This is a genomic window from Zobellia laminariae (assembly GCF_030553095.1).
Taxonomy (GTDB): domain Bacteria; phylum Bacteroidota; class Bacteroidia; order Flavobacteriales; family Flavobacteriaceae; genus Zobellia; species Zobellia laminariae.
Genome location: NZ_CP130738.1, coordinates 4,120,119 through 4,144,713, shown reverse-complemented (window position 1 = coordinate 4,144,713; position 24,595 = coordinate 4,120,119). Strand labels below are relative to the sequence as shown.

The 24,595-nt window shown below is 34.9% G+C and carries 24 protein-coding genes and 3 pseudogenes; 15 read left to right on the top strand and 12 right to left on the bottom strand.

The genetic code is table 11. The annotated features are described in order from the left end of the window. The first annotated feature begins 2 nt into the window (after positions 1–2). From Q5W13_RS19880 to Q5W13_RS19830, 13 genes and pseudogenes are all read left to right on the top strand, one after another. Entirely contained in the window at positions 3–1,868 is a 1,866-nt protein-coding gene (locus Q5W13_RS19880) for a TolC family protein (protein WP_497582244.1), read from the top strand. A gap of 42 nt (positions 1,869–1,910) precedes the next feature. Then, on the top strand, positions 1,911–2,345 hold the full coding sequence (locus tag Q5W13_RS25855; RefSeq protein ID WP_497582243.1) for a TolC family protein: 435 nt from the start codon (positions 1,911–1,913) through the stop codon (positions 2,343–2,345). A gap of 28 nt (positions 2,346–2,373) precedes the next feature. Next, positions 2,374–3,455 (top strand): annotated as a pseudogene (locus tag Q5W13_RS19875) (efflux RND transporter periplasmic adaptor subunit). A 22-nt stretch (positions 3,456–3,477) separates the two neighbouring features. Further along, a pseudogene (locus tag Q5W13_RS19870) lies at positions 3,478–5,913 on the top strand (efflux RND transporter permease subunit); the annotation flags it as partial. A gap of 116 nt (positions 5,914–6,029) precedes the next feature. After that, on the top strand, positions 6,030–6,599 hold the full coding sequence (locus Q5W13_RS19865; protein ID WP_304444195.1) for an efflux RND transporter permease subunit: 570 nt from the start codon (positions 6,030–6,032) through the stop codon (positions 6,597–6,599). Between the two features lie 18 nt (positions 6,600–6,617). Continuing rightward, positions 6,618–7,730: an adenylate/guanylate cyclase domain-containing protein gene (locus Q5W13_RS19860; protein ID WP_304444194.1), complete on the top strand. Its 1,113-nt coding sequence runs from the start codon at positions 6,618–6,620 to the stop codon at positions 7,728–7,730. 1,661 nt (positions 7,731–9,391) lie between these two features. Next, the gene (locus Q5W13_RS25395; protein WP_368662330.1) at positions 9,392–9,664 is read left to right on the top strand and encodes a response regulator transcription factor; all 273 of its coding nucleotides are present in this window, start codon (positions 9,392–9,394) and stop codon (positions 9,662–9,664) included. Positions 9,665–9,772: 108 nt separating this feature from the next. Further along, positions 9,773–10,180, top strand: a complete 408-nt coding sequence (locus Q5W13_RS19855; protein WP_304444193.1) for a hypothetical protein — start codon at positions 9,773–9,775, stop codon at positions 10,178–10,180. Between the two features lie 169 nt (positions 10,181–10,349). Beyond that, positions 10,350–10,697 (top strand): hypothetical protein, encoded by a 348-nt coding sequence (locus Q5W13_RS19850; protein WP_304444192.1) that lies wholly within the window; start codon positions 10,350–10,352, stop codon positions 10,695–10,697. 306 nt (positions 10,698–11,003) lie between these two features. After that, a complete protein-coding gene (locus Q5W13_RS19845; RefSeq protein WP_304444191.1) occupies positions 11,004–11,267 on the top strand; it encodes a hypothetical protein in 264 nt (87 codons plus the stop codon). Next, positions 11,254–11,394, top strand: coding sequence for a hypothetical protein (locus tag Q5W13_RS19840; RefSeq protein WP_304444190.1), 141 nt, complete (start codon positions 11,254–11,256; stop codon positions 11,392–11,394). Before Q5W13_RS19845 ends, Q5W13_RS19840 begins: the two co-directional genes overlap by 14 nt. A gap of 306 nt (positions 11,395–11,700) precedes the next feature. Next, complete coding sequence (locus Q5W13_RS19835; protein WP_304444189.1) at positions 11,701–12,093, top strand: hypothetical protein; 393 nt, start codon at positions 11,701–11,703, stop codon at positions 12,091–12,093. Positions 12,094–12,390: 297 nt separating this feature from the next. Further along, positions 12,391–12,756: a hypothetical protein gene (locus Q5W13_RS19830; RefSeq protein ID WP_304444188.1), complete on the top strand. Its 366-nt coding sequence runs from the start codon at positions 12,391–12,393 to the stop codon at positions 12,754–12,756. Between the two features lie 1,950 nt (positions 12,757–14,706). Here the strand turns inward: Q5W13_RS19830 and Q5W13_RS19825 are convergent. From Q5W13_RS19825 to Q5W13_RS19810, 4 genes are all read right to left on the bottom strand, one after another. Continuing rightward, positions 14,707–15,144 (bottom strand): hypothetical protein, encoded by a 438-nt coding sequence (locus Q5W13_RS19825; RefSeq protein WP_155596355.1) that lies wholly within the window; start codon positions 15,142–15,144, stop codon positions 14,707–14,709. Positions 15,145–15,287: 143 nt separating this feature from the next. Further along, positions 15,288–15,482 carry a cold-shock protein gene (locus Q5W13_RS19820; protein ID WP_073244563.1) on the bottom strand — a complete coding sequence of 65 codons (195 nt, stop codon included), beginning with the start codon at positions 15,480–15,482 and terminating at the stop codon, positions 15,288–15,290. Between the two features lie 259 nt (positions 15,483–15,741). Further along, the gene (locus Q5W13_RS19815) at positions 15,742–16,098 is read right to left on the bottom strand and encodes a hypothetical protein (protein ID WP_155596354.1); all 357 of its coding nucleotides are present in this window, start codon (positions 16,096–16,098) and stop codon (positions 15,742–15,744) included. 440 nt (positions 16,099–16,538) lie between these two features. Continuing rightward, positions 16,539–16,847: a hypothetical protein gene (locus Q5W13_RS19810; RefSeq protein ID WP_304444187.1), complete on the bottom strand. Its 309-nt coding sequence runs from the start codon at positions 16,845–16,847 to the stop codon at positions 16,539–16,541. A 166-nt stretch (positions 16,848–17,013) separates the two neighbouring features. Between Q5W13_RS19810 and Q5W13_RS19805 the strand changes: the two genes are divergently transcribed. Together Q5W13_RS19805 and Q5W13_RS19800 are read left to right on the top strand one after the other, a co-directional pair. Next, positions 17,014–17,529: a YceI family protein gene (locus Q5W13_RS19805; RefSeq protein WP_155596352.1), complete on the top strand. Its 516-nt coding sequence runs from the start codon at positions 17,014–17,016 to the stop codon at positions 17,527–17,529. A 151-nt stretch (positions 17,530–17,680) separates the two neighbouring features. Further along, the gene (locus Q5W13_RS19800) at positions 17,681–18,646 is read left to right on the top strand and encodes a TerC family protein (protein ID WP_304444186.1); all 966 of its coding nucleotides are present in this window, start codon (positions 17,681–17,683) and stop codon (positions 18,644–18,646) included. 5 nt (positions 18,647–18,651) lie between these two features. Here Q5W13_RS19800 and Q5W13_RS19795 read toward each other — a convergent pair whose 3' ends face one another. From Q5W13_RS19795 to Q5W13_RS19765, 8 genes and pseudogenes are all read right to left on the bottom strand, one after another. Then, positions 18,652–18,906 (bottom strand): phosphopantetheine-binding protein, encoded by a 255-nt coding sequence (locus Q5W13_RS19795; RefSeq protein WP_304444185.1) that lies wholly within the window; start codon positions 18,904–18,906, stop codon positions 18,652–18,654. A gap of 49 nt (positions 18,907–18,955) precedes the next feature. Continuing rightward, on the bottom strand, positions 18,956–20,227 hold the full coding sequence (locus tag Q5W13_RS19790) for a beta-ketoacyl-[acyl-carrier-protein] synthase family protein (RefSeq protein ID WP_304444184.1): 1,272 nt from the start codon (positions 20,225–20,227) through the stop codon (positions 18,956–18,958). Next, positions 20,220–20,673: pseudogene (locus Q5W13_RS19785) on the bottom strand (3-hydroxyacyl-ACP dehydratase FabZ family protein). The gene Q5W13_RS19790 and the pseudogene Q5W13_RS19785 overlap by 8 nt, the downstream one beginning before the upstream one ends. Before the next feature lie 182 nt (positions 20,674–20,855). Then, positions 20,856–21,116: an SDR family oxidoreductase gene (locus Q5W13_RS25390; protein ID WP_368662578.1), complete on the bottom strand. Its 261-nt coding sequence runs from the start codon at positions 21,114–21,116 to the stop codon at positions 20,856–20,858. After that, positions 21,113–21,637: an SDR family oxidoreductase gene (locus Q5W13_RS19780; protein WP_368662329.1), complete on the bottom strand. Its 525-nt coding sequence runs from the start codon at positions 21,635–21,637 to the stop codon at positions 21,113–21,115. The genes Q5W13_RS25390 and Q5W13_RS19780 overlap by 4 nt, the downstream gene beginning before the upstream one ends. Before the next feature lie 21 nt (positions 21,638–21,658). Further along, positions 21,659–22,714: a type III polyketide synthase gene (locus Q5W13_RS19775; RefSeq protein ID WP_304444183.1), complete on the bottom strand. Its 1,056-nt coding sequence runs from the start codon at positions 22,712–22,714 to the stop codon at positions 21,659–21,661. 4 nt (positions 22,715–22,718) lie between these two features. Beyond that, positions 22,719–23,435 carry a methyltransferase domain-containing protein gene (locus Q5W13_RS19770; protein WP_304444182.1) on the bottom strand — a complete coding sequence of 239 codons (717 nt, stop codon included), beginning with the start codon at positions 23,433–23,435 and terminating at the stop codon, positions 22,719–22,721. Beyond that, complete coding sequence (locus Q5W13_RS19765; RefSeq protein ID WP_304444181.1) at positions 23,435–24,559, bottom strand: NAD(P)/FAD-dependent oxidoreductase; 1,125 nt, start codon at positions 24,557–24,559, stop codon at positions 23,435–23,437. The genes Q5W13_RS19770 and Q5W13_RS19765 overlap by 1 nt, the downstream gene beginning before the upstream one ends. Positions 24,560–24,595: the final 36 nt, after the last annotated feature.

The following is a 24,595-nucleotide window of genomic DNA, read 5'->3' as shown; positions in this document are numbered from 1 at the left end:
AAATGAAAAAGCAAATTTTAATACTTCTAGTTTTACTCTTTACTCAGCTATTGGTGGCTCAAGTGCGCACCTACAATGTTGGAATACTAGTAGACGTAAGAAACGAAAAAATTGATTCTCTGCTTGTCAATCTTAAAACACAAATAAAAACGGTAGTGGGAAAAGATGCTATCATCAACTTCTCCGAAAAAAATATGCTGGTAAACGACTTTGATTTTACAAAAGCTAAACAACAGTACAATCAATTAGTAGCGAATGAAACAGATATTATTCTTGCTTTCGGAATCGTGAATAATGAACTGGTAATAAAACAAGAAACGCATAAGAAACCAACTGTTCTATTTGGAGCTATCAATAAAGATTTTAATAGAATAGACCTTTCTAAAAATAAATCCGACATCAATAATTTAACCTATTTGGTAGAAGAGGAGTCATATAAAAATGATTTGAAAAAGCTAAAGGAGCTTACCAATTTCAAAAATGTTGGAATTATTATAGATAAGCCTTTTATTGATATGCTACCTATAAAGGCAACTTTTGATGCTATTTCAGAATCCATAGGAACAAATTACACATTAATTCCATTTGAATCTGTATCTGATATTACTTCAAAATTAGATACTGTAGATGCTGTTTATATGGCAGGTGGGTTCTTTTTAAGCGATTTAGAAATAGCAACCTTATCATCTGTTTTTATCGAGAAAAAACTACCTTCTTTTACCATAAATAATGTGACTTATGTAGAAAAAGGGTTTATGGCTACTAACAATCCTACAATAAATTATAATCAAATTTTGAGAAGATTAGCTTTAACGGTTGAGCAATATATTAATGGCACACCATTAGCAGAAATCCCGGTTTTTGTAGACTACAAATCACAATTAACTATTAATTACAATACAGCAGAACTTACCAATGTAGCCATAAAGTATAGCCTTATTAATACAGTAGAATTTGTAGGGAAGTTTGACAATGTACTTTCCGAAAAAAAATATAATCTTCTAGAACTTATAGAAAAAGGATTACATAGAAATTTAGCGCTCAAATCACAAGAGAAAGAGGTGGTGTTACGTAGCCAAGATGTAAAAACGGCGAAGAGTAATTATTTACCAAGCATAACGGCAAATGCAGGGGCTAATTATGTAGATCCAGATGTTGCCGTATTAGGTTTTGGACAAACACCAGAATTTCAAACCTCTGGAAATATAACATTACAACAAACTATTTTTTCTGAAACAGCAAACGCTACTATTAGTATTCAGAAAAATTTAAAAAAAGCACAACAAGAAAATTTTAATGCAATCGAATTAAATACGGTATTAAATATATCTAACGTATACTTCAACACATTAATCTTAAAGGCAAATGCACAAATTCAAAAAAGTAATTTAGATCTTACAAAACGCAATCTTAAAATAGCAGAACAAAATTTTAATCTAGGGCAGTCTAGCAAATCAGACGTACTTCGTTTTAATAGTCAAATGGCGCAAAACAATCAAGCAATGATTGAGTCTGTAAATCAATTAGAACAAGGTTTTATAGCATTAAACCAATTGTTAAATAATCCAATACATACGAAGATAGATGTAGATAATACGACATTAGGGGAAAATGTTTTTGGAGCATTTCAATATGAACAATTTGTTGATTTGTTAGATAGTCCAACAACAAGAGAAATGTTTGTTGAATTTTTAATTGAAGAAGCTAGAAAAAATGCACCAGAACTTAAAGCACTTGGCTATAACCTTAGTGCAGCAGAACGCTCGATTCAATTGAATGGAAAAGGACGTTTTTTGCCAACAGTTCAATTACAAGGACAATACAATAGCGTATTTAATCGAAATGGAGCAGGAAGCACTACACAATAAGGTTTTGTATTACCAGATAATAATTATACAGTTGGTGTTGCAATGTCTATCCCTATTTTTAATAGAAATCAAACCAATATCAATCGTAAAACGGCCTTGATTCAAAAAGATCAATTAAACATCCTTAAAGAAAATACAGAACAGGTTATAGATGTCAATGTTAGAAATAGCATCTTAAATGTGATCAATCAAATCTCTAATATAGAACTCTCTAAAATTTCAGAACAAACTGCCAAAGAAGCACTAGAATTAACCCAAGTATCCTACGCTAGTGGTGCGGTAAATGTGGTACAACTTATTGATGCGCAGAATAATTATATAAATACACAATTAGCAAGTGCTACGGCAGTATATGGTTATTTGGTTAATATGATTCAGGTTGAACGTTTTATAGGACATTATTTTTTGCTCAGTACAACGGAGGATAACAGCAAATTCACACAACGTTTTATAGCGTACCTAAACACTAAAAATTAAGCATTAAAAATATTAAATAGCAATTACAATGAAAAATTATATCAACATATTCGGATTATTACTGCTTGTCAGCGTATTACTTTCCTGTTCTGAAGAAAAGAAAAAGGAAGTAGAATTTCTTAGACCAGTTAAATACCAAAAAGTGGGTGTCCTAGACAGTGAAAACATACGCACATTTAGCGGTATTGCGCAAACTGATAAGGTGATAGCATTAAGCTTTAGAAATACGGGAATCATTTCTCAATTTTATATAATACTAGGGCAAACCGTAAAAAAAGGGCAGTTATTAGCAAAACTAGATAATGTGCAATCAAGGTTGGCTTATGAGCAAGCATTAACACAAAAAAATAGTGCGCAATCTCAATTTAATACAGCAAAATTAAGTTTAGATAGAGCTCGGGCCTTATATGAAAAAGGAAGTGCTTCTTTAAGTGATTTTGAAGGTGCTAAAAATGCATATAAAACAGCCGAACAAAGTTATGAATCTGCAAAAAGAGGAGTTTCAATTCAGCAAGAACAAATGAAATTCGGTTATTTATATGCCCCAGAAAGTGGTGTTATTTCAGCAGTAAATTCAGAAATTAATGAAAATGTAAATCCTGGGCAAACCATAGCTACATTAAACGCAGGAACAGATATGGAAATTAACTTGGGGGTTCAGAAAGTATCATCAACAAAATAAATGTAGGTGATAGTGTTGATGTTACTTTTACGTCACTGCAAGGAAAATCGTTTAAAGCTAAAGTTACTGAGGTATCACCTACGTTATCTTCAACAACTGCAACCTATCCTGTTAATTTAATACTAACAAATACTACAAATGATGTAAAAAGCGGGATGACTGCAAATGTAACATTCGACTTTGGAGTCACTAAAGCGTCCAATTCTAAGCTAATTATTCCTGCGTATGCTGTTGGAGAAGACCATAACGGAAGGTTTGTATTCTTAATAGTAGGTGAAGGAGCCAATGCAACCGTTAAAAAACAACCTGTAATCATAGGAAATCTTACTGCCCAAGGTTTTGAGGTTACTTCTGGAATTACCAAAGGACAAGGCATAGCCACTGCAGGATTACAAACATTATTAGACGGACAAAAAGTAAAGCTTTAATTAACTCAAAAAGTAACAGAATATGAATTTAGCAAAATTTTCTATTGAAAAAAACAGAATTGTCCTGATGATTTTAGGCGCTATAATTCTGATGGGAATAGCAGTTTTTACTAGCTTGTCTAGAGACAGTATGCCTCCATTTACTGTACGAGTGGCTAATGTTATTACAGAATTACCTGGAGCAAGCCCAGAGCGTATTGAGCAATTGGTGACTGATAAAGTTGAAAAAATCACCCAAGAGTTACCGGAATTAAAAGAAGTAAGCAGTACATCTAGAACTGGACTCTCGGTAGTTACAGTTACATTAAAAGAGGAAGTTGGTCCAGAAGCTATGCAAGCGGTTTGGGATAGATTAAGACGTAAATTAGATGGTATGGAAGGTCTGCCAGAAGGTGTTGCCCCTTTTTTAGATGATGATGGTATCGGAGCTGTATTTGGTATTGTTGTGGGACTTATTTCTGATGGATACTCGTATGCCGAAATGAAAACTCATATTGATGACATAAAAGATGATTTAATTAGGATTCCCGAAACGGCAAAAGTTATTTTAGGAGGTGTACAAGAAGAACGCGTATTCATTGAGTTTGATAATACACGATTAAAAGAATATAATCTATCAGCTTCTAAGCTACAACAGATTATTGCTAGTACGAATATTTTAAGCTCTGGTGGCGAAATAAATATGGGTAATGAACGCATCATATTAGAACCTACCGGTAATTTTAATTCGGTAGAGGACATTAACAATATGTTGATTCCTATCGGCGAAAATCAGTCTCAACTAGTTAAGTTAAGCGATATCACCTCCATAAAAAAAGGATATATAGATCCATCAACACAAAAGGTACGTATTAATGGAAAAAATGCTATTTCTCTTCATATTAACCTTAAAGAAAATGCTAATATCATTAAATTAGGAGAAGAAGTAGATCTTAAATTGGCTAAGTGGCAAGAAAAATTACCCGTAGGATTAGAGTTGGTAAGAATATCGTCTGTAGATACTTATATAGACACCAAAGTAAGCAATTTTGTAAGTAACCTTATTCAGGCTATATTAATTGTATTAGCTGTAATGCTGGTCTTTTTAGGATTTAGAACTGGAATGATTATCGCAAGTTTAATCCCTATTGTAACGATTATGACGCTACTCATTATGGGGTTAATGGATTTAGGGTTAAATCAAGTGACTTTAGGAGCCCTTATCATCGCTTTAGGAATGCTGGTAGACAACGCCATTGTAGTTGCCGAAACGGTGATGGTAAAAATGGAACAAGGACGCACACCCAAGCAATCAGCTATTGAAGCTTGCTCAGAATTATTTATGCCATTATTGATTTCTACATTAACAACTTCGGCGGCTTTTCTTGCTTTTTATATGTCACCAACCAATATGGGCGATATCGTAGGACCTATATTTCTTGTTGTTACTATTGCATTATTGTCGTCTTGGGTTATTGCTCTTACAGTAATTACTATGTTTTGTGTGTTTTTTATGAAGGTAAAACCAAAAGGTGAAGCAAAAGAACGATTCATAGACAAGATTATCAATGCTTTAAAAATCCAATATAAAAATTTAATTCTGAAAGCATTAGGTCATAAGAAAAAAGTAATTTTTGGAGTTTTTGCACTGTTTATTTTATCTCTATTCGGTTTTACTAAAATCCCCTTTCTATTCTTTCCAGATAGTGACCGTAATATGATAACGTTAGATATTAATCTACCTGAAGGGACAAAAATAGAAGCAACAACCGCTTTGGTAAAAACCTTTGAAAAGTATATGACAGACTCTTTAAAAGTAAATAATAACAATCGTTATAAAGGTATTGTAGATTGGTCGTCTTATATTGGTCAAGGTCCTGAATCTTATGATTTAGGCTATAGTCAAGATGAAGCTAATTCCAGTTATGCACATATTTTGGTAAATACCTCTTCTTTTGAAGAAAACAATAGCATCATTAAAAAGTTAGACCGTTTTGGTTTTGAGAATTTCCCAAATGCTGATATCAAAGCAGGAGCATTGGCTGCTGGAGGCGGTACGGTTCCAATAGAAATAAAAGTATTAGGTGATGACCCAGCAGAATTGGCTAAAATTTCCACAGCTATTAAAAAACAACTTTCTACAATTTCTGGCACTAAAAACATCAAAGATGATTGGGGACCAAAGAGTAAAAAGTTTTTAATAAAAATAGACCAAAATAGAGCGTTAACTGCAGGAGTAAGTAGTCAAGACATTGCTATCTCATTACAAACAACATTAGATGGTTTTCAAACTGGAGAATACCGTGAAGATAACAAATCTATCCCTATTTTAATGCGAAATAACGCTAGTCAGCAACAAACATTAGCATCGCTTGAAACTTTAAATATTTATGCACAATCTACAGGAAAAAGTGTGCCTTTATTGCAAGTAGCTTCCATTATTCCACAATGGCAATACGCTAAAATTAAGCGTTTTAATTTAAATAGGGCAGTAGCGATTACAAGTGAGCTTAGAGAAGATGGAAATGCGGCCACAATTACCAGTGAAATAACACCTTGGTTAGAAGAACAAAAAAAATATGGCCAAAGGATTATATGTATGAGTTTGGTGGAGATGAAAAACAGACTGCCGAAAATATGGGATCTGTTATCAGTTATTTACCGTTATCTGGATTTATCATTGTATTGCTTCTTATCATACAGTTTAATTCGTTCCGAAAAATGAGTATGGTTGTATTAACCATTCCACTTGCGCTTATTGGTGTAGTAATAGGCTTGTTAGTTTTTAAAGAACCATTTGGATTTATGCCATTTCTTGGTGTAATTTCCTTAGCAGGTATTGTGATTAATAATGCTATTGTACTTATAGATCGAATGGAAATAGAACAAAATGAATTAAAACGAAATATTCAAGATGCTGTTATAATGGCTTGTTTACAACGTTTCAGACCTATTTTATTGGCAACATTTACAACCATACTTGGATTAATTCCACTATATATAAGTGGCGGTGAACTTTGGGAAGGCATGGCTATTAGTATTATGGTAGGCTTGCTGTTTGGAACAGTAATCACGTTAGTATTTTTGCCTTCGTTATACAGTATGCTTTTTAAAGTGAATTATAAAGAATATATATTTGATGAAGCACTTTTGAAAGATGCATAGCAATTAGGACAAATTTTTATGAATATAAAAAACAGAAATATAGGTGAGTACTTAAAGCATTTATTACGATCCATATTATTTTGGACTATAGCAATGATACTCTTTGTATTGTTTAGGTATTATGCATTAAATAGCGAAGTTGGTATTGAAATTAATGCAAAATATAAAGTAGTCTATAGTATTTATAATTTGATTTTAGGTTTTGGTCTTGGTGGATTTCTAATAGGTGTTTTATATGCTACTATCGAGTTTTATTTTGATAAGTTTATACTAAAGAGAATATCGATAGGACTAAATATACTTATCCAAACGGTACTCATATTTATCTCAGCACTCATTATTTCTTATATGATGATAAACCTATCTATAAGAATAAATAGTTTGCCGTTTAGTATAGATGTTAGCTGGTGGTATCAAGATCATTCGTTTCGTCCCATATTGATTTATTTTACCTTTTCATCACTTATTTTTTCTATTATCACTATTGTATCAGACAAGTTTGGAAAAGGCGTATTCTTTAAAATGCTGATTGGAAAATACAAACAACCTAAAGAAGAAGAACGTATTTTTCTTTTTATAGATCTGAAAAGCTCAACAAATATAGCTGAAACTATAGGACACTTTAAATATAGTCAACTCATTCAAGATTGTTTTTATGATCTTAATGAAATTATGACAAAGTATAGCGCTGAAATTTATCAATATGTAGGAGATGAAGCTGTTATAAGTTGGCCTTATAAAAAAGGCATATTACATAATAATTGTGTAAATCTGTTCTTTTTATTTCAACAAAGAATACAATCTAAAGCAAATTTTTATTTAAAAAAGTACGATACTTTTCCAGAATTTAAAGCTGGTCTTCACGGAGGACCAATAATGGTTGCCGAAGTAGGAGTGGTTAAGAAAGAGCTAGCATATCACGGAGATGTTATCAATACGGCGGCACGTATCCAAGGGCAATGTAATAAACATAATGTACCTATTTTAATCTCAGAAAGTCTTTTAAATAATTTACATATTGAACCAGACTTTATTTCAGAGTTTATGGCTAACATACTATTGAAAGGAAAAGAGAAGAAAATTAGTATTCATACAATTAGCAAAATAGGCTTTAGAAAGTATGATTTATAAACTACAATCTTAGTTTAAATATTATGTAAAATAGGGCGAAACGTAAAGAAATGGTCTTGTAGACCTTTTTAGTGAACGAGCCATCTGGCGTGTAGGATTTTACCCAGATGAAGCGCTGGCAAAACGGCCTCAGAAAACTTTGGGTAAACAATAGGTGAAGGAGCGTAATATTTTAGACGCGAACAAAAGGAATTATCCAGTGGATGATTGCTTTTGTCGGCGAGCAGGTAGCGTTGGCCTTTTTTGTTTTCCAGCCGCTAAAAGCCTTGCTCATGTTCATAAAAGTCTACTAGACTTTCATAAACACGCCGTATCAAGGAAAAAAGATAAATAATTATGAGTTCTCTTTAGTCACAATTATAAAACTCAATCAAAAGTTATTCTAACAACCTAATTATAGAAAGGTTGAATCTGAGCACAATTATAGCAAGTGCTTAGAAATTTCCTTTGGATGGCGCGTTTGGGAAATTTTAAGCTCTTGCGGGAAACTCACGAGAATGCCGTAGAAAAAAATTACACGAGCATTTCCTAGAATACGAGAATTATGAGCTTATCTAAAAGTTAGCTTTTTTGTGCGGCTGGAAAGCGTTGGCAAATTGTGTTTGGAAAAATTACTGCGTAGCATAATTATTTACAAAAAACAATACGAGCGATTTTGGCAAGAGGCAATTTTACATAATGTCTAATTATGGTACAAATGAAAATATGCGTCGCAGACACCGCTTAAAAAAAGTTTCCTGACCCTGTTGTAAGTTTTAATCAATTCTCAGAGCTTAAGGGATATTTTACATAATATAGAATTATGGCTTACAAACGAGAATTCCCCTATAAGACAAACTAACCTTTTTGTACTATAATGTCTTGCGTTATGACACTTTGCTTAGGTAAAGCAAAGTATTTTACCTTTCACTTTCTTTAAATTTTTTCTTCTAAAAGCTTTTTCTGAAAATGTAATGGAATACTCTTTGCCCAAGCGACGATAGGAGCGAAGTGGGAATGTGTATGGAATGGGAATATTCTCACTTATTTTCAATTAAATACGGAATTCCGTAAATAGTCACTTGTTAAATTTTCGAATATTTCAAATCCTAATTTCCTAGTAAATTTCCCTTGTAGTTATTGACATTTACTAAGTAGATTGCTTTGGTAGGCCTAATAAATATTTAAACAAGATTATTGATTTAGATAAATACATAAAAGCCAAAGAACCAATTCTTGAACATTAGTAAGACGGTGTAGAACAACTGGATGGTTTGAAAAAGAAAAGACTTAATTATGGATTTATGCTAATTTGATTCGAATATGCTACATTGACATTTTAAAAGAGCTCGAAGTATCCCTTAAAAGGGTAATTTATATTTATCGGCTTATTCGAACCATGAGCCCCAAGATATTAACGCTAGTTAACTTTAATTAAACACATTTTAATTATTGAAAGTTCGTGCTTGTAAATATATAATTAATATTGCCTTGAACTAAGAAGAGGGCAAATTTCTCTCCCGAGCTTACAAATGAAACAATTATTTTTCGTATATTGTAGTAAATTTCTCATTATTTACAAAGTGTTATTTCTTCGAATTCCTATAGAGAGAGATAATTATCTTGTATTATTCCCCCCACTATTTGTAGAGTCTTATTCCTTCTCAAACTAAAAGTTTAGTATGAATAATGCTTTTTATCGCCATCCTAAGTTAAATTTTAATATAAAATTGTTAAATATGGGGGATATTCGAAAATCAGAACGTGGACTAACTAAGCGCGAAATTGAAATACTAAGATTAATTACCGAAGGATTTTCATCGAAACAAATAGCAGAACAACTATTCATTTCTTATAACACAGTTAGAACACACAGGAATAATATTCTTAAGAACAGCGCTTTTAAAACTATCCCCGAAGTAATTTGCAGTTCCATTAGGGCCGGAATTTTATAAATACGCTTTTTGCAGTATTGTCGAATTATAAAATTTAAAATAACAAATATTGGAAAGTTTTACAAGCTTCATCAATAGTTATTCAGCCAACTACTTAAATGTCTTAATATGGCGAATGAATTGATCAACACACAAAAAATCAGAGCGGAAATCGAAGCTATGATTGAAATGATTTCACATCCGGCTTTCGTTGAGGCTGTGAAAACAATGAAAAAAAAACCAATATCAAAAAGAAGGCAGCTTGGCAAGAAGATTCTTTCGATAGATCATTTAAGGTCAAAAGGGGTTATGGTGCCTAAGGGTATGCGAGTCACAATAAGGTATTTCGAGTCAGGCCGGCCGGGGATTATCGAACTATTGCCAGATGGCAAAATCCGTAATACAAAATATCCTAGATTTTTAATAGGTGATAAATTAAATCCTGTAAGGTTGCATGGGGTGCATGTGTTTGTGGCGGGACAGGGTCGTTTTGTGCTGGAGCGGGGAGTAGTTAATAAATCATCTTGTAATATATAATGTTTATCCCTAATGGCTTTTGATAAAATTGCGTACTTTGACTTCATTGAATTGTAAGTAATTTACTTTCTAACTGTGTTGAGTAAATGGGCTCTTAGCCACTATAATTTAATCTAAATATAACGATATAGCAACTGATTTAATTGACGAAAAAAAGGTAAGAGAGGAAATGGATGCTATAATTGAAATGACGTCACATCCGGCTTTCGTTGATGCTATGAATACAATGAAAAAAACCCCAATATCAAAAAGAAGGCAGCTTGGCAAGAAGATTCTTTCGATAGATCATCTAGAGTCAAAAGGGGTTAAGGTGCCTAAGGGTATGCGAGTCACGACCAGGTATTTCGAATCAGGCAGGCCGGGAATCATCGAACTATTGCCAGATGGTAAGATTAGAGGTTCTAGATTCCCTAGATTTCCGATAGGAGATAAATTAGATCCTGGTACCGTTGCATGGGGTGGATGTGCCTGTGCGGGGGCCGAAAATGCATGTGGTGGAATGGGCGGTAGCACATAATCACTTCGCCACAGTTAAGGCTTGTGTTCAATTACAAATAGCTAAATCCTGTAAGCCTAAAAAATATATAGTTTATTTATTGCACCCTATAGATATCATTCAAATAATAATTTAAAAAGTCCGGTTTGTTTCGATTACTTCCGATATCTACTACGGAATTTGAAATTTAATAGGAAAAATACGCATTTTGCATTATTGTTAAATTGAAAACTTTGACCGAATTTTATATGGTAAAATATTTTACAATATAGTTGTGTTTAGCAAATGGGCTCTTAGCCACTATAATATAATCTAAAATAGAACGATATGGCAACTGATTTAATTGACGAAAAAAAGGTAAGAGAGGAAATGGATGCTATAATTGAAATGACGTCACATCCGGCTTTCGTTGATGCTATGAATACAATGAAAAAAACCCCAATATCAAAAAGAAGGCAGCTTGGCAAGAAGATTCTTTCGATAGATCATCTAGAGTCAAAAGGGGTTAAGGTGCCTAAGGGTATGCGAGTCACGACCAAGGTATTTCGAATCAGGCAGGCCGGGAATCATCGAACTATTGCCAGATGGTAAGATTAGAGGTTCTAGATTCCCTAGATTTCCGATTGGAGATAAATTAGATCCTGGTACCGTTGCATGGGGTGGATGTGCCTGTGCGGGGGCCGAAAATGCATGTGGTGGAATGGGCGGTAGCACATAATCACTTCGCCACAGTTAAGGCTTGTGTTCAATTACAAATAGCTAAATCCTGTAAGCCTAAAAAATATATAGTTTATTTATTGCACCCTATAGATATCATTCAAATAATAATTTAAAAAGTCCGGTTTGTTTCGATTACTTCCGATATCTACTACGGAATTTGAAATTTAATAGGAAAAATACGCATTTTGCATTATTGTTAAATTGAAAACTTTGACCGAATTTTATATGGTAAAATATTTTACAATATAGTTGTGTTTAGCAAATGGGCTCTTAGCCACTATAATATAATCTAAAATAGAACGATATGGCAACTGATTTAATTGACGCAAAAAAGGTAAGAGAGGAAATGGATGCTATGATTGAAATGATATCACATCCGGCTTTCGTTGATGCTATGAAAACAATGAAAAAAACCCCAATATCAAAAAGAAGGCAGCTTGGCAAGAAGATTCTTTCGATAGATCATCTAAAGTCAAAAGGGGTTAAGGTGCCTAAGGGTATGCGAGTCACAACTATAAGGTATTTCGAGTCAGGCAGGCCGGGGATTATCGAACTATTACCAAATGGTAAAATTAGAGGCTCTAGATTTCCTAGATTCCCGATAGGAGATAAATTAGATCCTGGTAAGGTTGCATGGGGTGGATGCGCTTGCGGCGGAGCAGCCACGGTTTGTGGAGGCGCAGGGGGCAGTACGTGATTTTTAAGAGTTAATATTATTTATATTAAAACTTAAACAAAAGAAATTGATATTTAGGCTGATGTGTTCAAATATCAACATTAGACAGTTGCCTAAACCCTTGGATCTTTCATAAGTTTAGAAATGAGAGCTCAGCTAAGATCAAGAATTGCCGTACCTAAATGCATGTAACAAATTATTAATGCTTTATTGAATTATAAAATCTTTCAAAGCATCATCACTAAATTGACTTGTTAAGGAATCAAATACGAATGTATCAACTGAAAACGCAGTAACCTCCTTGTAAAATATATAACTATGAATTATCCCGGATTAAACTATAGTAAAAATGAATTATCTAAGGTAATGAAAACTAATTATGATGACCTTATAAATTTCATTACTGATCCAGTTTTTCAAAAACTTTTTTCAGAAATGATGAGTTTACAACCAAATGAAAGACCTATGTTTGTTCACAAAATTTGGCTAGATGATAGTGAACTGAGGAGGCGAGGTTTAAAAGTTCCAGAGGGCATATTAATACAAACTTCTGCCTTTGGAGATAGAAGACCAACTCTTTTTTGTGTTAAGAAATTTCTTCCAGAAAAATATCATGATTATGGGAAAATGTTAATTGGACCTTCAACAATGATTTTGAAGATGACGAAGTACCTTTCGATATAGAGAACTCATGGCGCCTACCATTGGCGGTAAATGTCCAGAACGCATTATTAGTAAATGACATTGATCTTCAAAGTATAGAAGATGATCATGATACTTATTCTCAAAAACTTGATGGTAGTGATCTCCTTAAATCACAGAAACAGACTGCAGCAAACCCAGTCCAATCATAAATCTCTCTGAAATCTCACTAATACTCGATTTAAGAGGGAATGGATTTCAAGATAGTTAACACATCTGGAGCGTTATGGATTATAAACCTATAATAAATAATAAGACAATATCCGGATTGAACCTTTAAAGGCGTTAAATGTTAGAACATTTAGTGTGTATCTGCACCTTTAAAGTAATTTTTAGCCTTACGCAAACTAAAACAAAATTTTACGTTCAACTTAGAAACTGTTTTGAAATTTTAGAGTGTGCACTAAATCATTGCAGCATTATCCTATACAGATTCGTAACAAGCTTGAAAAGCTAACTTTAAAGGTATCAACACAGGGTTGACTCCTTTCTCTATCATTCGATGCTTTAATTTTATCGAATACTATGTCTTAATGTTAAATACCTTTCTTTTCGGCCATAAGCTTAAACCCGCACAAAAATGGTTAAAGGACAGAAAGGACAGAACTTTCGAATTTAATGATATACTGCATTATTCCTAAATTCCAATTGTGTAAGGTTGGGTGGGTATAACAATTATAAGAAGCCAAACTGGCTGTACTTATATCCCTCAAGAAGGCTGTGAAAATCAAATTGCTGTTCCAGAAAATTATGTTACAAATTTTGACTATGAATATATTGGCACTGAAGCTCCATCGGATTTATAGGTATAATCCATTCAATTTAACAAACGATGTGGTAACGGTCTAAGAGAATTTTGATAAAACAATAGAAGAGGGGCGAGATAAAAAGGGATTACCCTGTGGGTAATTTCTTTTTTCGGCGAGTTGATGCGGCTGGCATTAACCTAAGAACTCTCTTGAAATCAATAAACAAATAGGGTAGTGGCTTATTAATAGTTATAATACTTTCTAGAATATAGCGACTGAGCCGTACATTGTTTCCAAAATTATCTGTAAGCCTTGATTTTTTTGTTTCTTTTTTTATCAAGAAAAAAAGATAAAACATTACGGTTACTGGTTACAATGTTGAAAGTCTATTTTACATAATATTAGAAGCACCTAAAGAAAAGCTTCAATCAAAGACAAGAGGTAGCAAGTGCTCAGAAATTTTATTTTCTAAATTTTGAGCTGTTGCGGCAAGCTGACGAGAATCTCCTGAAAAATTTATTGACGGAGAGTTTCTCATAAATCGCATATTTCAAAAGAATCTAAAAGTTTTGCTTTTTTTGGCGTTGGCAAGCGCTGGCAAATTGTGTTTAAATTTAAAATGCGTTTTTCAGCATTTTTAAATTTAAAAAGCAACCGAGCGTTTGCTAGCGGCAATTTGACATAATGACAAATTATGAGTACAGACGAAAGGTTTCTCGCCAGGTTTGCGGAATTTCTAAGTTTAAATTAAATTTTCTTCTGTGTGGAAAATTTTCTCGTAACGTAAATTAAAAAGGATGATGACCCTGTTGGTAATTCGCTTAAAAGTTACAAATGCGAGGGATATTTTACATAATAGAATTATGACTTACAGCCGTCAAGCACCATTCCAGTAAAACGGCTTTTACATAATGGCTGACGATATGATTCGCTGACGCGAAGGTCATATCTGCAATTATGTAAAATGCAAGCATGCGCCGTTTTACAACATAGACCAATCTGTATCATAATTTATATTATGTAAAATAGACTTTTTAAGAACTCCTCTATTACATACAATTTACCAACGTTACATTTTATTACAATCGCCCTAACCATAATTAAAACTTGCACACGATTTAAAAGAAATAAAAAACCGCTCATTGCTGAACGGTTTTAATTCTATATAATCTAAACTAATCTCTTAGAACAGACCTTTTGCTTTGCTAAGTAAATCGCCAGCATCTCCGCCAACTAAACCGCTAAGACTTTCTAAGCTAAAAGCAGAATCTCCTGCTTCGTTAGATAAAAACTTATCTTTAAGACTATCTACTAATCCAGGTGCTACATTACCAGCTTCTGCCTCAGCTTCACTAGCACTCATTCCTTTCTCCTGTAGAATCTCAGTTAATTTACCTTTTAAGTTTTGAACAATACCACTGTCCTCAGTAGCATTTCCGTCGTTAGAAAATAAGCTTGTTACCGCACTTAAATCTCCGGAGCTTACTTTCTCCATAAGGCTGTCTATAAGTGATGACGCTCCTTCTTCTGCTGCACCACTTGTTGCTTCAGAGTTTAAAGAATTAGCACCCATTTTCTCTTGCAATTTTTGAATTGCCATTTGTTTTAGTTGATCTAACATAGTATTTAATATTTATAGTTAATAATGGTGTTATTCGTTGTTGAACAAGGTGTTACTAGATTGTAATTACCTTGGTTGTTCTTTAAAATAGAACTGGATTTAGCAATAAAAAAGCCCATCATTGCTGACGGGCTTTTTAAGGTTTAATCTATAACTTTAACGTTAACTGCGTTTAATCCTTTTTTTCCTTGGGTTAGTTCGAATTCGACTTCATCGCCTTCGCGAATCTCATCTACTAATCCTGAAATGTGAACAAAATGTTCCTCGTTTGAACCTTCTTCTGTAATAAATCCGAAGCCTTTAGCATCGTTGAAGAATTTTACTGTTCCTGTACTCATAAATGTAATATAATTTATTATTAATTACTTAAAGAATAACAATTATGATGCCACAAATTAAGTAAATCAGTATTTTCCTTATAATGGGCTCCTTAATTTAAGGATTTTATATTGTTGGCTAATTCCGTCTCTCCAGTATATTCTATATAAAAACTGCTGTAATGTTCTTTGATTTTGACTTCAAAGAGCGCTACAGCAGGTAGATATCGCAAAAAGTAGATTTACCTAATGATTTCATTAGGCGTTTGGTGATTTACTTTTAAAAGAAAGCAGATTGTTGTCCTGTACAAATATTAAGGTACTCTTCTACTCCTTCATTCAATCTTCTAAATTCCGTAAGGTGCCTCTTGGCACGGTCTAATTGAACGCCAACAATTTTACGTTTGCTATTCAATGATGAGATAATTTCATTATTAGAATGGCTCAAAGAGTCCATTTTACTGCGTAATGATTCTATTCTCTCAAAAAGAGAATGTGTTTTAGGTTCACAACGGTACGAATTGAGCTTCGTTCGTAATTGAACCAAATCTTTTTGATTTCGTTGAAGTCTTACAACAATTGCATTTTTGTCATTTTCTTCTACTCTTAGTGAGCGGCGTTGAGTTGTTGTTGTCATAGGTGCAGGATTTTGGGTTGTTGAGATTTTAAGCGATACTCTAAGTTATAAAAAAATCCTACAATATATAGACTTAACATCCATATAATCAGACTTTAACACTAAGTTAATGTTGTTTGCTATACTATGTCACCTACGTTAAATAACCTTTTTATACACAAGTTATTAACAGCTAATGACCTGATTACAAATACTTAGTGTAGGAATTTTCGACAATATTTAAAAGCAGCATAGCGCAATTATCTGAAAATAAACTTTTTACACTTTTTTCTTATCTTGTTCGAAAATCAACGTGTCAAAGGTTGATAAATTGGTAAAATTCGATGTAAATACTAATTTAATCGTTAAAAAGCGTAATCTATATTAACATAAAAGCAAAAAAAATACCCTCAAAAAGCATAATGCTTAATGAGGGTATTTCAGTTTAGGTGGTTTGTTTACTATTCTTCGTCCTCAAACTTAATCTCTGCCATCTGACGAGATAATCGGTTCGAAAATGGTTCTGTTATTAAATCTTGTAATAATCGTTGTCTTTTTCTTTCAGATATATCTAAGGTATCTAATATCTCTCTACGTCTTTTTGTTTCCGCTAAATGTTCTTCTCTTAGCTTGGTACGCTTCTCATAGGTTGAGATGTCTTCAGAATCAAAACGTTCCATTACCGTGTATTTGGTAACTTCAGTTGGTTTTTCTTTTATTTCCTGAGCGGATAATCCGCATGTGCCTACAAAAATGCAAGCAGCGATCATAAAAAGGGGTTTTTCATAATTACTTCATATTAGTTCTGTTACGAAGATACTACTTTATAAAAAGTAGTCCCAATTCGTATATCAGATTGTTATTAGGACGATAAATCTATTCCGATTATCGGTGATTTCAAATACCTTATATTTATAAAGATACAATTAGCTGCCCATGAAATCAATTTTTACTACACTATTAGTTGCTGTATTCTCCTGTGTTTCAATATTTGCCCAAGAAGAGTTTACTGTTTCTTCTGCAGAAATCACTTTTAACTTCGATTCAAAAAATGTAGATGGTACGATATCTGGCTTTGAATCTGAATCAAAAATAGATTTCAGCAATATTACCCAATCCAAGTTTAAAGGTTCTGTTATGGTCGAAACAATAAAAACCGGTAACTTCCTTAGAGATTGGCATTTACAGGGTAATAAGTATTTTAACGTAGATAAACATCCAAAAATTGTTTTTGAAAGCACTCAAATTGTTGAAAATAAAAATGGGTTTACCGTTAATGGCTCCCTTACCCTAAAAGGAACTGCTAAACCAATTGCTATAAATTTTACTCAGGACCAGTTACAATTAGTAGGTACCACTACCCTATTTTCATCGGATTATGGCATTACTATCAAACAAGATAGAGCGGATAACAAGGTTAAGGTTACTATAATTTTACAGCTAAAAAAGTGATTTTACTCTCTAAATTTCGCCACCTATGCAGCGCTACCTCTCTTATTTTTCAACTCCGGATTACGCTATTCAAATGAATCAAATCCTTTTTCATATGCGTCTTGAACAACAGTAAAAATGAAGTATATTCGCAGCCTTAAAACTGCGTATTATGTTGGTTTGGATACTTTTTATTGCTCTCATTATTGTATTTCTCGCACTAGATTTAGGCGTGTTCAATAAACACGAACACGTTATAAAAAGCAAGGAAGCTGCTATATGGACAGCCATCTGGGTTACCGTGGCCATGGCTTTTAGTGGTGTCATCTATTGGCTGTTTACAGAGGGTCTGGTAGAAAACCCTACCAACCTTACTCCTAATACTGCCGTACTTAAGTACATAACCGGCTACCTTATTGAATTATCACTTAGTATAGATAACGTATTTGTTATTGCCGTTATATTCTCCGCTTTTAAGATTCCAGCCCTGTATCAGCATCGGGTGCTCTTTTGGGGAATTTTGGGTGCTATTGTTTTTAGGGGATTGATGATTTTCTTTGGTGTGGCATTAATTACCAAGTTTGAATGGATCATCTACGTTTTTGGGATATTCTTACTTTGGACCGCTTTTAAAATGTTGAAAGGCGATGATGAGAATTTTAAACCTAAAGATTCATGGGTATTCAAGCAGATCGGTAAAATTTACCCGATTACGTCTAATTTTCACGGGCATGATTTTTTTGTAAAACTAAAAGGTCTGAATGCTGCCACTCCCCTTTTTGTAGCCTTAGTGGTTATTGAGTTGACAGATGTTTTGTTTGCCTTAGATAGTATTCCCGCAATTTTGGCCATTACAGCAGACCCTTTTATTGTATTCAGTTCTAATATATTGGCTATTCTAGGCTTACGTTCTATGTACTTCCTTATTTCTAGAATGCTGGACAAATTCCGCTTTATAAACTATAGCCTTGTGGTTATTCTGGCCTTTGTAGGTCTCAAAATGCTATTCTCGCATATGTTAGAATTACCGGAATGGTTGTCTCTTGCCGTGATATCGTTGGCATTGCTCTCTGGTATTGCCGCCTCTTTGTTGATTCCCGAGAAAGAAACCCATGAAGAAGTAGAACAAGATGAATAAGAATCTTATTTAGCCTCTAGCTTTGCATCAATAATACCAAGGGCGTCCTGTACGGTTTGCATTTTATCCATGTCTGCATTCTCTAACATGATGTCAAATTCATCTTCTACATCTAGAACAATATCTACCAAATTGGCAGAATTAATGTTGAGCTCACTAATAAAATTACTCTGCAGCGTTATAGCTTCTACAGAAACATCTTCGGGTAAATAGACCTTTACAATATTTTTAAGCTTATTATATTTAGTTTCTTGATTCATAGTTTTTAAGTCGATTTTGATTGACTACCGATATTCAGAATTTAGGGTTTCATACCATATATCGTTTAAAAATAACACAAGCATTTACATCTCCAAAGAAACTTGCTTTTGCCAAGATATTAGGTTGATACGGGATGGTCTTATGCGGAATACAATCAGAACTTATAATACCAGTGATTTCTGGATGAAGGTCTTCACAATTCAAGTTACCAAAGACTTGCGATTTATTAAACTGAAGCACAGATGCCAAACATTCAATACTGCCAGCCGCTGATAAGCAATGCCCAAAAAGACCCTTAAATGAATTGATATACGGAAAATCACTTCCCGAACGCCCCAAAGCGGCACTCCAATTGGCTATTTCTAGTCCATCTTTTGATGTGGCCGTCAAATGTCCGTTTATCGTATCAATATCATTATTTTGAATTCCCGCGTTAACCACAGCCTGAGAAATACAGCGTTGCACCGCCTCACTATTAGGAGCCGTCATTGTTCCATCACCACGTTGTCCTCCGCTATTTACAGTACCTCCTAGGATTTCGGCATAGATTTTTGCACCACGGGCTTGTGCACTTTCTAGCGATTCCAAAACCAAGGCTCCAGCGCCACTTCCTGGTACAAAACCTTCCGCAGAGGCACTCATAGGCCTACTTGCTGCTTCTGGATTATCATTATAATTTCTAGGAAGGATGCGCATAGCATCAAAACCGGCCCATACATAAGGGCCGCTATCACTACAACTACCTACCAACATACGTTCTGCTTGCCCGTATACAATACGCTCATACCCCATAAGAATACCTTCCGTACCCGTTGTACATGCCGAAGAGTTAGTAGTCACCTGATTACCACACCCTAAAATACCGCCCAAATAAGCACTTACTCCGCTAGCCATGGTTTGGATAACAGTTGTACTACCCAAACGACGGACGTTCTTTGCATCAATTTGGTACATGGCCTCCCGGAATTTATCCACTCCCAAAGTACCGGAACCAAAGAGAATACCACTATCCCAATCTGGTTGTTCCTTATTCGCTATAGATAAGCCAGCATCTTTCCAAGCATCTGTACCAGCTATTACGCCATACATAATACCGGTTGCGTTTAGTCCACGTAATTGCAACGGAGTGAAATATTGAGCGAGCAATTCATCACTGAGTTCCGGTTTCGCCGCAATCTGACAACCAAACCCGAGTTCTTCCAATTCTGGCTGAAATCGTATCCCACTTTTGCCATTAGCCAAGGCTTCGGAAAAAGTATCTAAACCTATTCCGTTGGGCGCGCAAACACCCATTCCCGTTATGACGACTCTTCTACGCATTCGCATCACTTTTAAACATTCCCGATATTTCTCCTTTGCAGACCAATTGCCCTTTGGAGTTATGCATTTTTACTTTACATTTTAGCTTATTGAACCTAAAATAGACTTTCTCTGAGGTTACCGTTACTTTTTCATTAGGCAAAACCGGAAGTAGAAATTCCATTTGCGTACTACTCATACCTATTTGAATGGTTTTCTGGTTTAAATCGATTTCGTTTTGCAATAAATAAATACCTAAACATACCACACCTATTTGCGCACAGCATTCGGTTAGAATGACTCACTGGCGTAACCGGATGATGTTTAAAATGCCCCTTATAAAATTCAGAATCTCCCAAAAAGGTATAAGCACCAACCGCTCCGTTTTCGCTTACCTCCATGAGTTCATCAACGAACAAAAAAGGTTCCGTGTAAGGCAGTTGGTCTATGATATCTATTTTCTCCATTCTTAATATTTCTATTTATCAAGCATCTCTCAGCACACCCTCCCTTCGACTGCGCTCAGGGAGGGCTAAGCTCTAAAGCAGTTTTCTTCAAATTTGACCCATTCCTGAGCGCAGCAATAGGAAATTAAAGGAAGTTACTCTTATGTCCCTAGCCCCTTCCTGAGCGCAGCCGAAGGGAGGGGTTAACGTAAACTCTCCCCGCCATCAACTTTTATAACCGTACCGGTAATCCATTTCGCCTCATCAGTACTAAGCAAATACACCGCATTGGCAACATCTTCTGGTTTAGTTAAACGTTTGTTGGGGTTACGTTCTAGCGCACTTTTCTTCAAAACCTCACTATTTGGTATCATCTGAAATGCTTTAGTTTCCGTAGTTCCAGCCTGAATGCAATTGGCTTTAATACCTTTTAGAGCGTATTCTAACGCAATACTGCGAGTCAGTGCCTCAAGGGTTGCTTTGGCCGCCGAAACGGCTGCATAGCCTTCCCATAGGCCTTGCTACTTCCTTCACTTGTAAAAGCTACGATGCGAGTATCTTCATCAAATAAACTCGCTTCAAATACCTCCTTCGTCCAATCATAAAGACTTAAAGCCATGGCATTTAAGGTGATTTCTATATCTTGATGATTCAAGGTAGTCTCTTCATTGGAAACCATAGGTTTTAGGCTTCCTTTGGCTATACTATGAACGAGCACTTTGATTTTTCCCGTCGTGGACAAAGTTGTTTTGATTTCATCAATTGTTTGTCTTCGTTTATCAGGATTAGTGGCATCTATATTAAAATTTAGCAACTTCACTCCACTTAAAGTAATTTCTTGAAAGTGAATGTTAATTTCCTCTAAATCAACCTTTCTATCTCTATGAACTATTATTATATGATACCCGTGACTAGCCATTTTTTTAGCTGTTGCCAAACCCAGCCCACTACTTCCGCCAAGAATAAGAACCCACTTTTCTGTCATGTAATTTTGTTTAAAATCTTCTTACCACTTCAATAATACACGTTGTGCTGAAAATCCTGGACCAAAACTAAGGATAAGTCCTTGCTCTCCCTCTTTAATGTCTTTTTCCATGAAACGCTCTAATACATAAAGTACTGTTGCACTGCTCATATTTCCGTACAGCCTTAATACTTCACGTGTATCATCTATATTCTTACCCATCTTTCCAAACAGCTCTTCAACCGTCTGTACTATTTTCTTCCCTCCTGGGTGAAAAATAAGATGATCTACGGCCGCTATAGATGTGCCATGCTTCTCCAAAAATGGATGTACAATATTAGGAAAATGTTCCGCTATGGTTTCTGGCACCGTAATATCAAGAATCATTTTTAGCCCGTGATTCGTTAAATCGAATCCCATCATATGAGTAGCATCTTTAAAATGATACATTTCTCCTCCTTTAATCATCGGTCCTACTACATTATCCTCCGAAGATAAAAGTACACAGGCAGCACCATCGCCAAAAATAGCAGCACTCACCATATTGGCCATTGAAAAATCATTAAGCTGAAATGTGGCTGTCGGGCTCTCTACGGCAACAACGGCTGCTCGCTTACCAGGATTTGATTTTAGGAAGTTATGTGCGTATATCAAACCAGAAACACCAGCAGCGCAGCCCATCTCCGTAACCGGAAGCCGAACCACATCTTGACGCAATCCCAAATCATTGATTAAAAACGCATCCAAAGAGGGAATCATAATGCCGGTACAGCTTACCGTAATAATGTAATCTATGGAGTCTGCCGCCCAATTACTATCGTTTAACGCCTTTTCAAGAACGTTTTTTCCCAGTTTTTTGACCTCTCGTACATAAATCGTATTTTTCTCTTCGAACGAAGTAGCAACAAAAACCTCTTCTGGGTTCATAATGCTGTAGCGCTTGTCTACGGCAGCACCTTCAAAAATCTTTATGACCTTACGCTTAAAACGGTCCTCCTGCCCAGAAAGCCATAGATTCACAAACGGGAGTATCTCCTCAGTGGGTTTGCAATAATCTGGCAATTGTTTGGACGTATTTACTATTCGAACTTCATTCATATATCTAATTCGGTCGGTTTTGTTGGGCTACCCATACATACCTAAAGGCCCATTTCCAATGTATAGCATGTTGCATTTCAGGTAGGTTTTTAGAAAAGGCGATCAATTCGTCTTTTCTAAACGCACTTTGTATGGACGTTAGACCATCCTTTTTTGCAACATCTGTCTGTATAAAAATAGCACTAAACAGTTTAAAAAGTTGATAAGCCCAAGCACTTCGCTCTAAATCGTTAATGATAAATCCGATACGGCTCAATTTTGAAAACTGCGTCAAGAATTGCGGAATTTGCTCATTTCTAAAATGATGCATGGTTAAGGTGCAAAGTAAAATATCACACGGTAATTCATCTGGTTGCAACTCTAGAATATCCTGCTTCAAATACTGAATTTCAGGAAAATCATGTGACTGTTCACGCGCAATGGTCAGACTTTTTTCGTTTAAGTCTACTCCTATGCATTTAAGTTTAATGGAATGCTTCCGACCCCATAAAACTACAGTTCTTAGCATCTCCCCATTACCACAACCCATATCTAAAATCGTATATGATTCTAGATTTTTATTACGTATTAGTTGATGTATGGCTTGAATAGTCAGTTTATTTCCGTTTAAAAAACGATTAGCCTTATCAATATCAAGCAATACTTTTTTAAGAAGAGCTTGATCAAGAGATAAATCGTCCATTAACTCGGTTTCCGTACTTCGTTTTGAAAAATCACCCATTAACTAATCGGTTTGCCATGCGTGTTCTTAATTAGTTGTTTTAAAAGCCATAGTTGTTTTGCTACCAATGAAATTGCCCAGTTAGATAAGATCTCATTTAACAATAATGATTGCAATCTTCTACCCAACCATAATCGCTTCTTAAAAGTACGGCTCCATTCTTTAGCATATGCCTGTTCCATCCTTTTTCGGTCCTTTTCTTTTCCGCTTAAAAAAGTATCGATTAATTCAGAAGCTATTTTAGCACTGTGAATGGCCATTGCCATACCGTTGCCACAAAGAGGGTGAATCAAACCTGCCGTATCACCGCACATAAGCACATGTTCTTCTACTGGATTCTTGGAATGAAATGAAATCTGAGCTATGGTTAAAGGTGTATCAAAAAGAGGTTTAGCTTTATTTAAGAAGTCTTTTAAAATTGGATTCTTACCAACCACTTTCTCATTAAATTGATCAATATCCTTTTCTAACTGAAAACTTTTATAGGAAGCTAAATAGCAGAAATTAACCGCACCTGTCTCGGTTTTTGAGAGTCCGCCATACCCTCCTTTAAAATTATGCAGTCCAACTTCATGGTTTGGAAAATCATCTAAACTATAATGGCTTTTAACCGCTAACCAAGAAGATTTCTGTTGAATAAATTTGCGCTTTAATTGCTTATCCAAGACACTTCTTTTACCATATGAACCAATTGCAACTCTTGAAGTATAAGTTTTACCGTTACTTATAATTACCTCAAAAATAGTGTTTTGTAATTTTATTGAAGTCACAATTTCAAAAGCAAAGTTTACTCCTAAGACCTCTGCTCGTTTATATAAGAGATTATCGAAAGCATACCGACTAATACCCGTGCCACCCAAAGGCAATTTGACTTCTAGAAGCGCTCCTTTTATCGTAGAAAATTTTAAGGTATCAATGGTAACCGCGCCAAAATCTTTTAAGTCTACTCCAAGTTTTTTTAGATACGGAAGCACCTCATTGGACACGTATTCTCCACAAACTTTATGATGTGGGTAAGGCTCCTTTTCAAAGACCAATACCTCGTGGCCAGCTTTTGCTAAATGAATGGCTGCTGTTAAACCCGCCAAACCTCCTCCAACAATGATTACGTCATAATGCTCCACTAAGGGAAGATAGTCAATTTAGACAAAAAAAATACC

Excerpts from the sequence above, each read along its gene's own strand:
- Q5W13_RS19880 (WP_497582244.1), top strand. The coding sequence starts at position 3 with ATGAAAAAGCAAATTTTAATACTTCTAGTTTTACTCTTTACTCAGCTA.
- Q5W13_RS25855 (WP_497582243.1), top strand. The coding sequence starts at position 1,911 with ATGTCTATCCCTATTTTTAATAGAAATCAAACCAATATCAATCGTAAA.
- Q5W13_RS19865 (WP_304444195.1), top strand. The coding sequence starts at position 6,030 with ATGTATGAGTTTGGTGGAGATGAAAAACAGACTGCCGAAAATATGGGA.
- Q5W13_RS19860 (WP_304444194.1), top strand. The coding sequence starts at position 6,618 with ATGAATATAAAAAACAGAAATATAGGTGAGTACTTAAAGCATTTATTA.
- Q5W13_RS25395 (WP_368662330.1), top strand. The coding sequence starts at position 9,392 with ATGAATAATGCTTTTTATCGCCATCCTAAGTTAAATTTTAATATAAAA.
- Q5W13_RS19855 (WP_304444193.1), top strand. The coding sequence starts at position 9,773 with ATGGCGAATGAATTGATCAACACACAAAAAATCAGAGCGGAAATCGAA.
- Q5W13_RS19850 (WP_304444192.1), top strand. The coding sequence starts at position 10,350 with ATGGATGCTATAATTGAAATGACGTCACATCCGGCTTTCGTTGATGCT.
- Q5W13_RS19845 (WP_304444191.1), top strand. The coding sequence starts at position 11,004 with ATGGCAACTGATTTAATTGACGAAAAAAAGGTAAGAGAGGAAATGGAT.
- Q5W13_RS19835 (WP_304444189.1), top strand. The coding sequence starts at position 11,701 with ATGGCAACTGATTTAATTGACGCAAAAAAGGTAAGAGAGGAAATGGAT.
- Q5W13_RS19830 (WP_304444188.1), top strand. The coding sequence starts at position 12,391 with ATGAATTATCCCGGATTAAACTATAGTAAAAATGAATTATCTAAGGTA.
- Q5W13_RS19825 (WP_155596355.1), bottom strand. The coding sequence starts at position 15,144 with ATGTTAGATCAACTAAAACAAATGGCAATTCAAAAATTGCAAGAGAAA.
- Q5W13_RS19820 (WP_073244563.1), bottom strand. The coding sequence starts at position 15,482 with ATGAGTACAGGAACAGTAAAATTCTTCAACGATGCTAAAGGCTTCGGA.
- Q5W13_RS19815 (WP_155596354.1), bottom strand. The coding sequence starts at position 16,098 with ATGACAACAACAACTCAACGCCGCTCACTAAGAGTAGAAGAAAATGAC.
- Q5W13_RS19810 (WP_304444187.1), bottom strand. The coding sequence starts at position 16,847 with ATGATCGCTGCTTGCATTTTTGTAGGCACATGCGGATTATCCGCTCAG.
- Q5W13_RS19805 (WP_155596352.1), top strand. The coding sequence starts at position 17,014 with ATGAAATCAATTTTTACTACACTATTAGTTGCTGTATTCTCCTGTGTT.
- Q5W13_RS19800 (WP_304444186.1), top strand. The coding sequence starts at position 17,681 with ATGTTGGTTTGGATACTTTTTATTGCTCTCATTATTGTATTTCTCGCA.
- Q5W13_RS19795 (WP_304444185.1), bottom strand. The coding sequence starts at position 18,906 with ATGAATCAAGAAACTAAATATAATAAGCTTAAAAATATTGTAAAGGTC.
- Q5W13_RS19790 (WP_304444184.1), bottom strand. The coding sequence starts at position 20,227 with ATGCGTAGAAGAGTCGTCATAACGGGAATGGGTGTTTGCGCGCCCAAC.
- Q5W13_RS19780 (WP_368662329.1), bottom strand. The coding sequence starts at position 21,637 with ATGACAGAAAAGTGGGTTCTTATTCTTGGCGGAAGTAGTGGGCTGGGT.
- Q5W13_RS19775 (WP_304444183.1), bottom strand. The coding sequence starts at position 22,714 with ATGAATGAAGTTCGAATAGTAAATACGTCCAAACAATTGCCAGATTAT.
- Q5W13_RS19770 (WP_304444182.1), bottom strand. The coding sequence starts at position 23,435 with ATGGGTGATTTTTCAAAACGAAGTACGGAAACCGAGTTAATGGACGAT.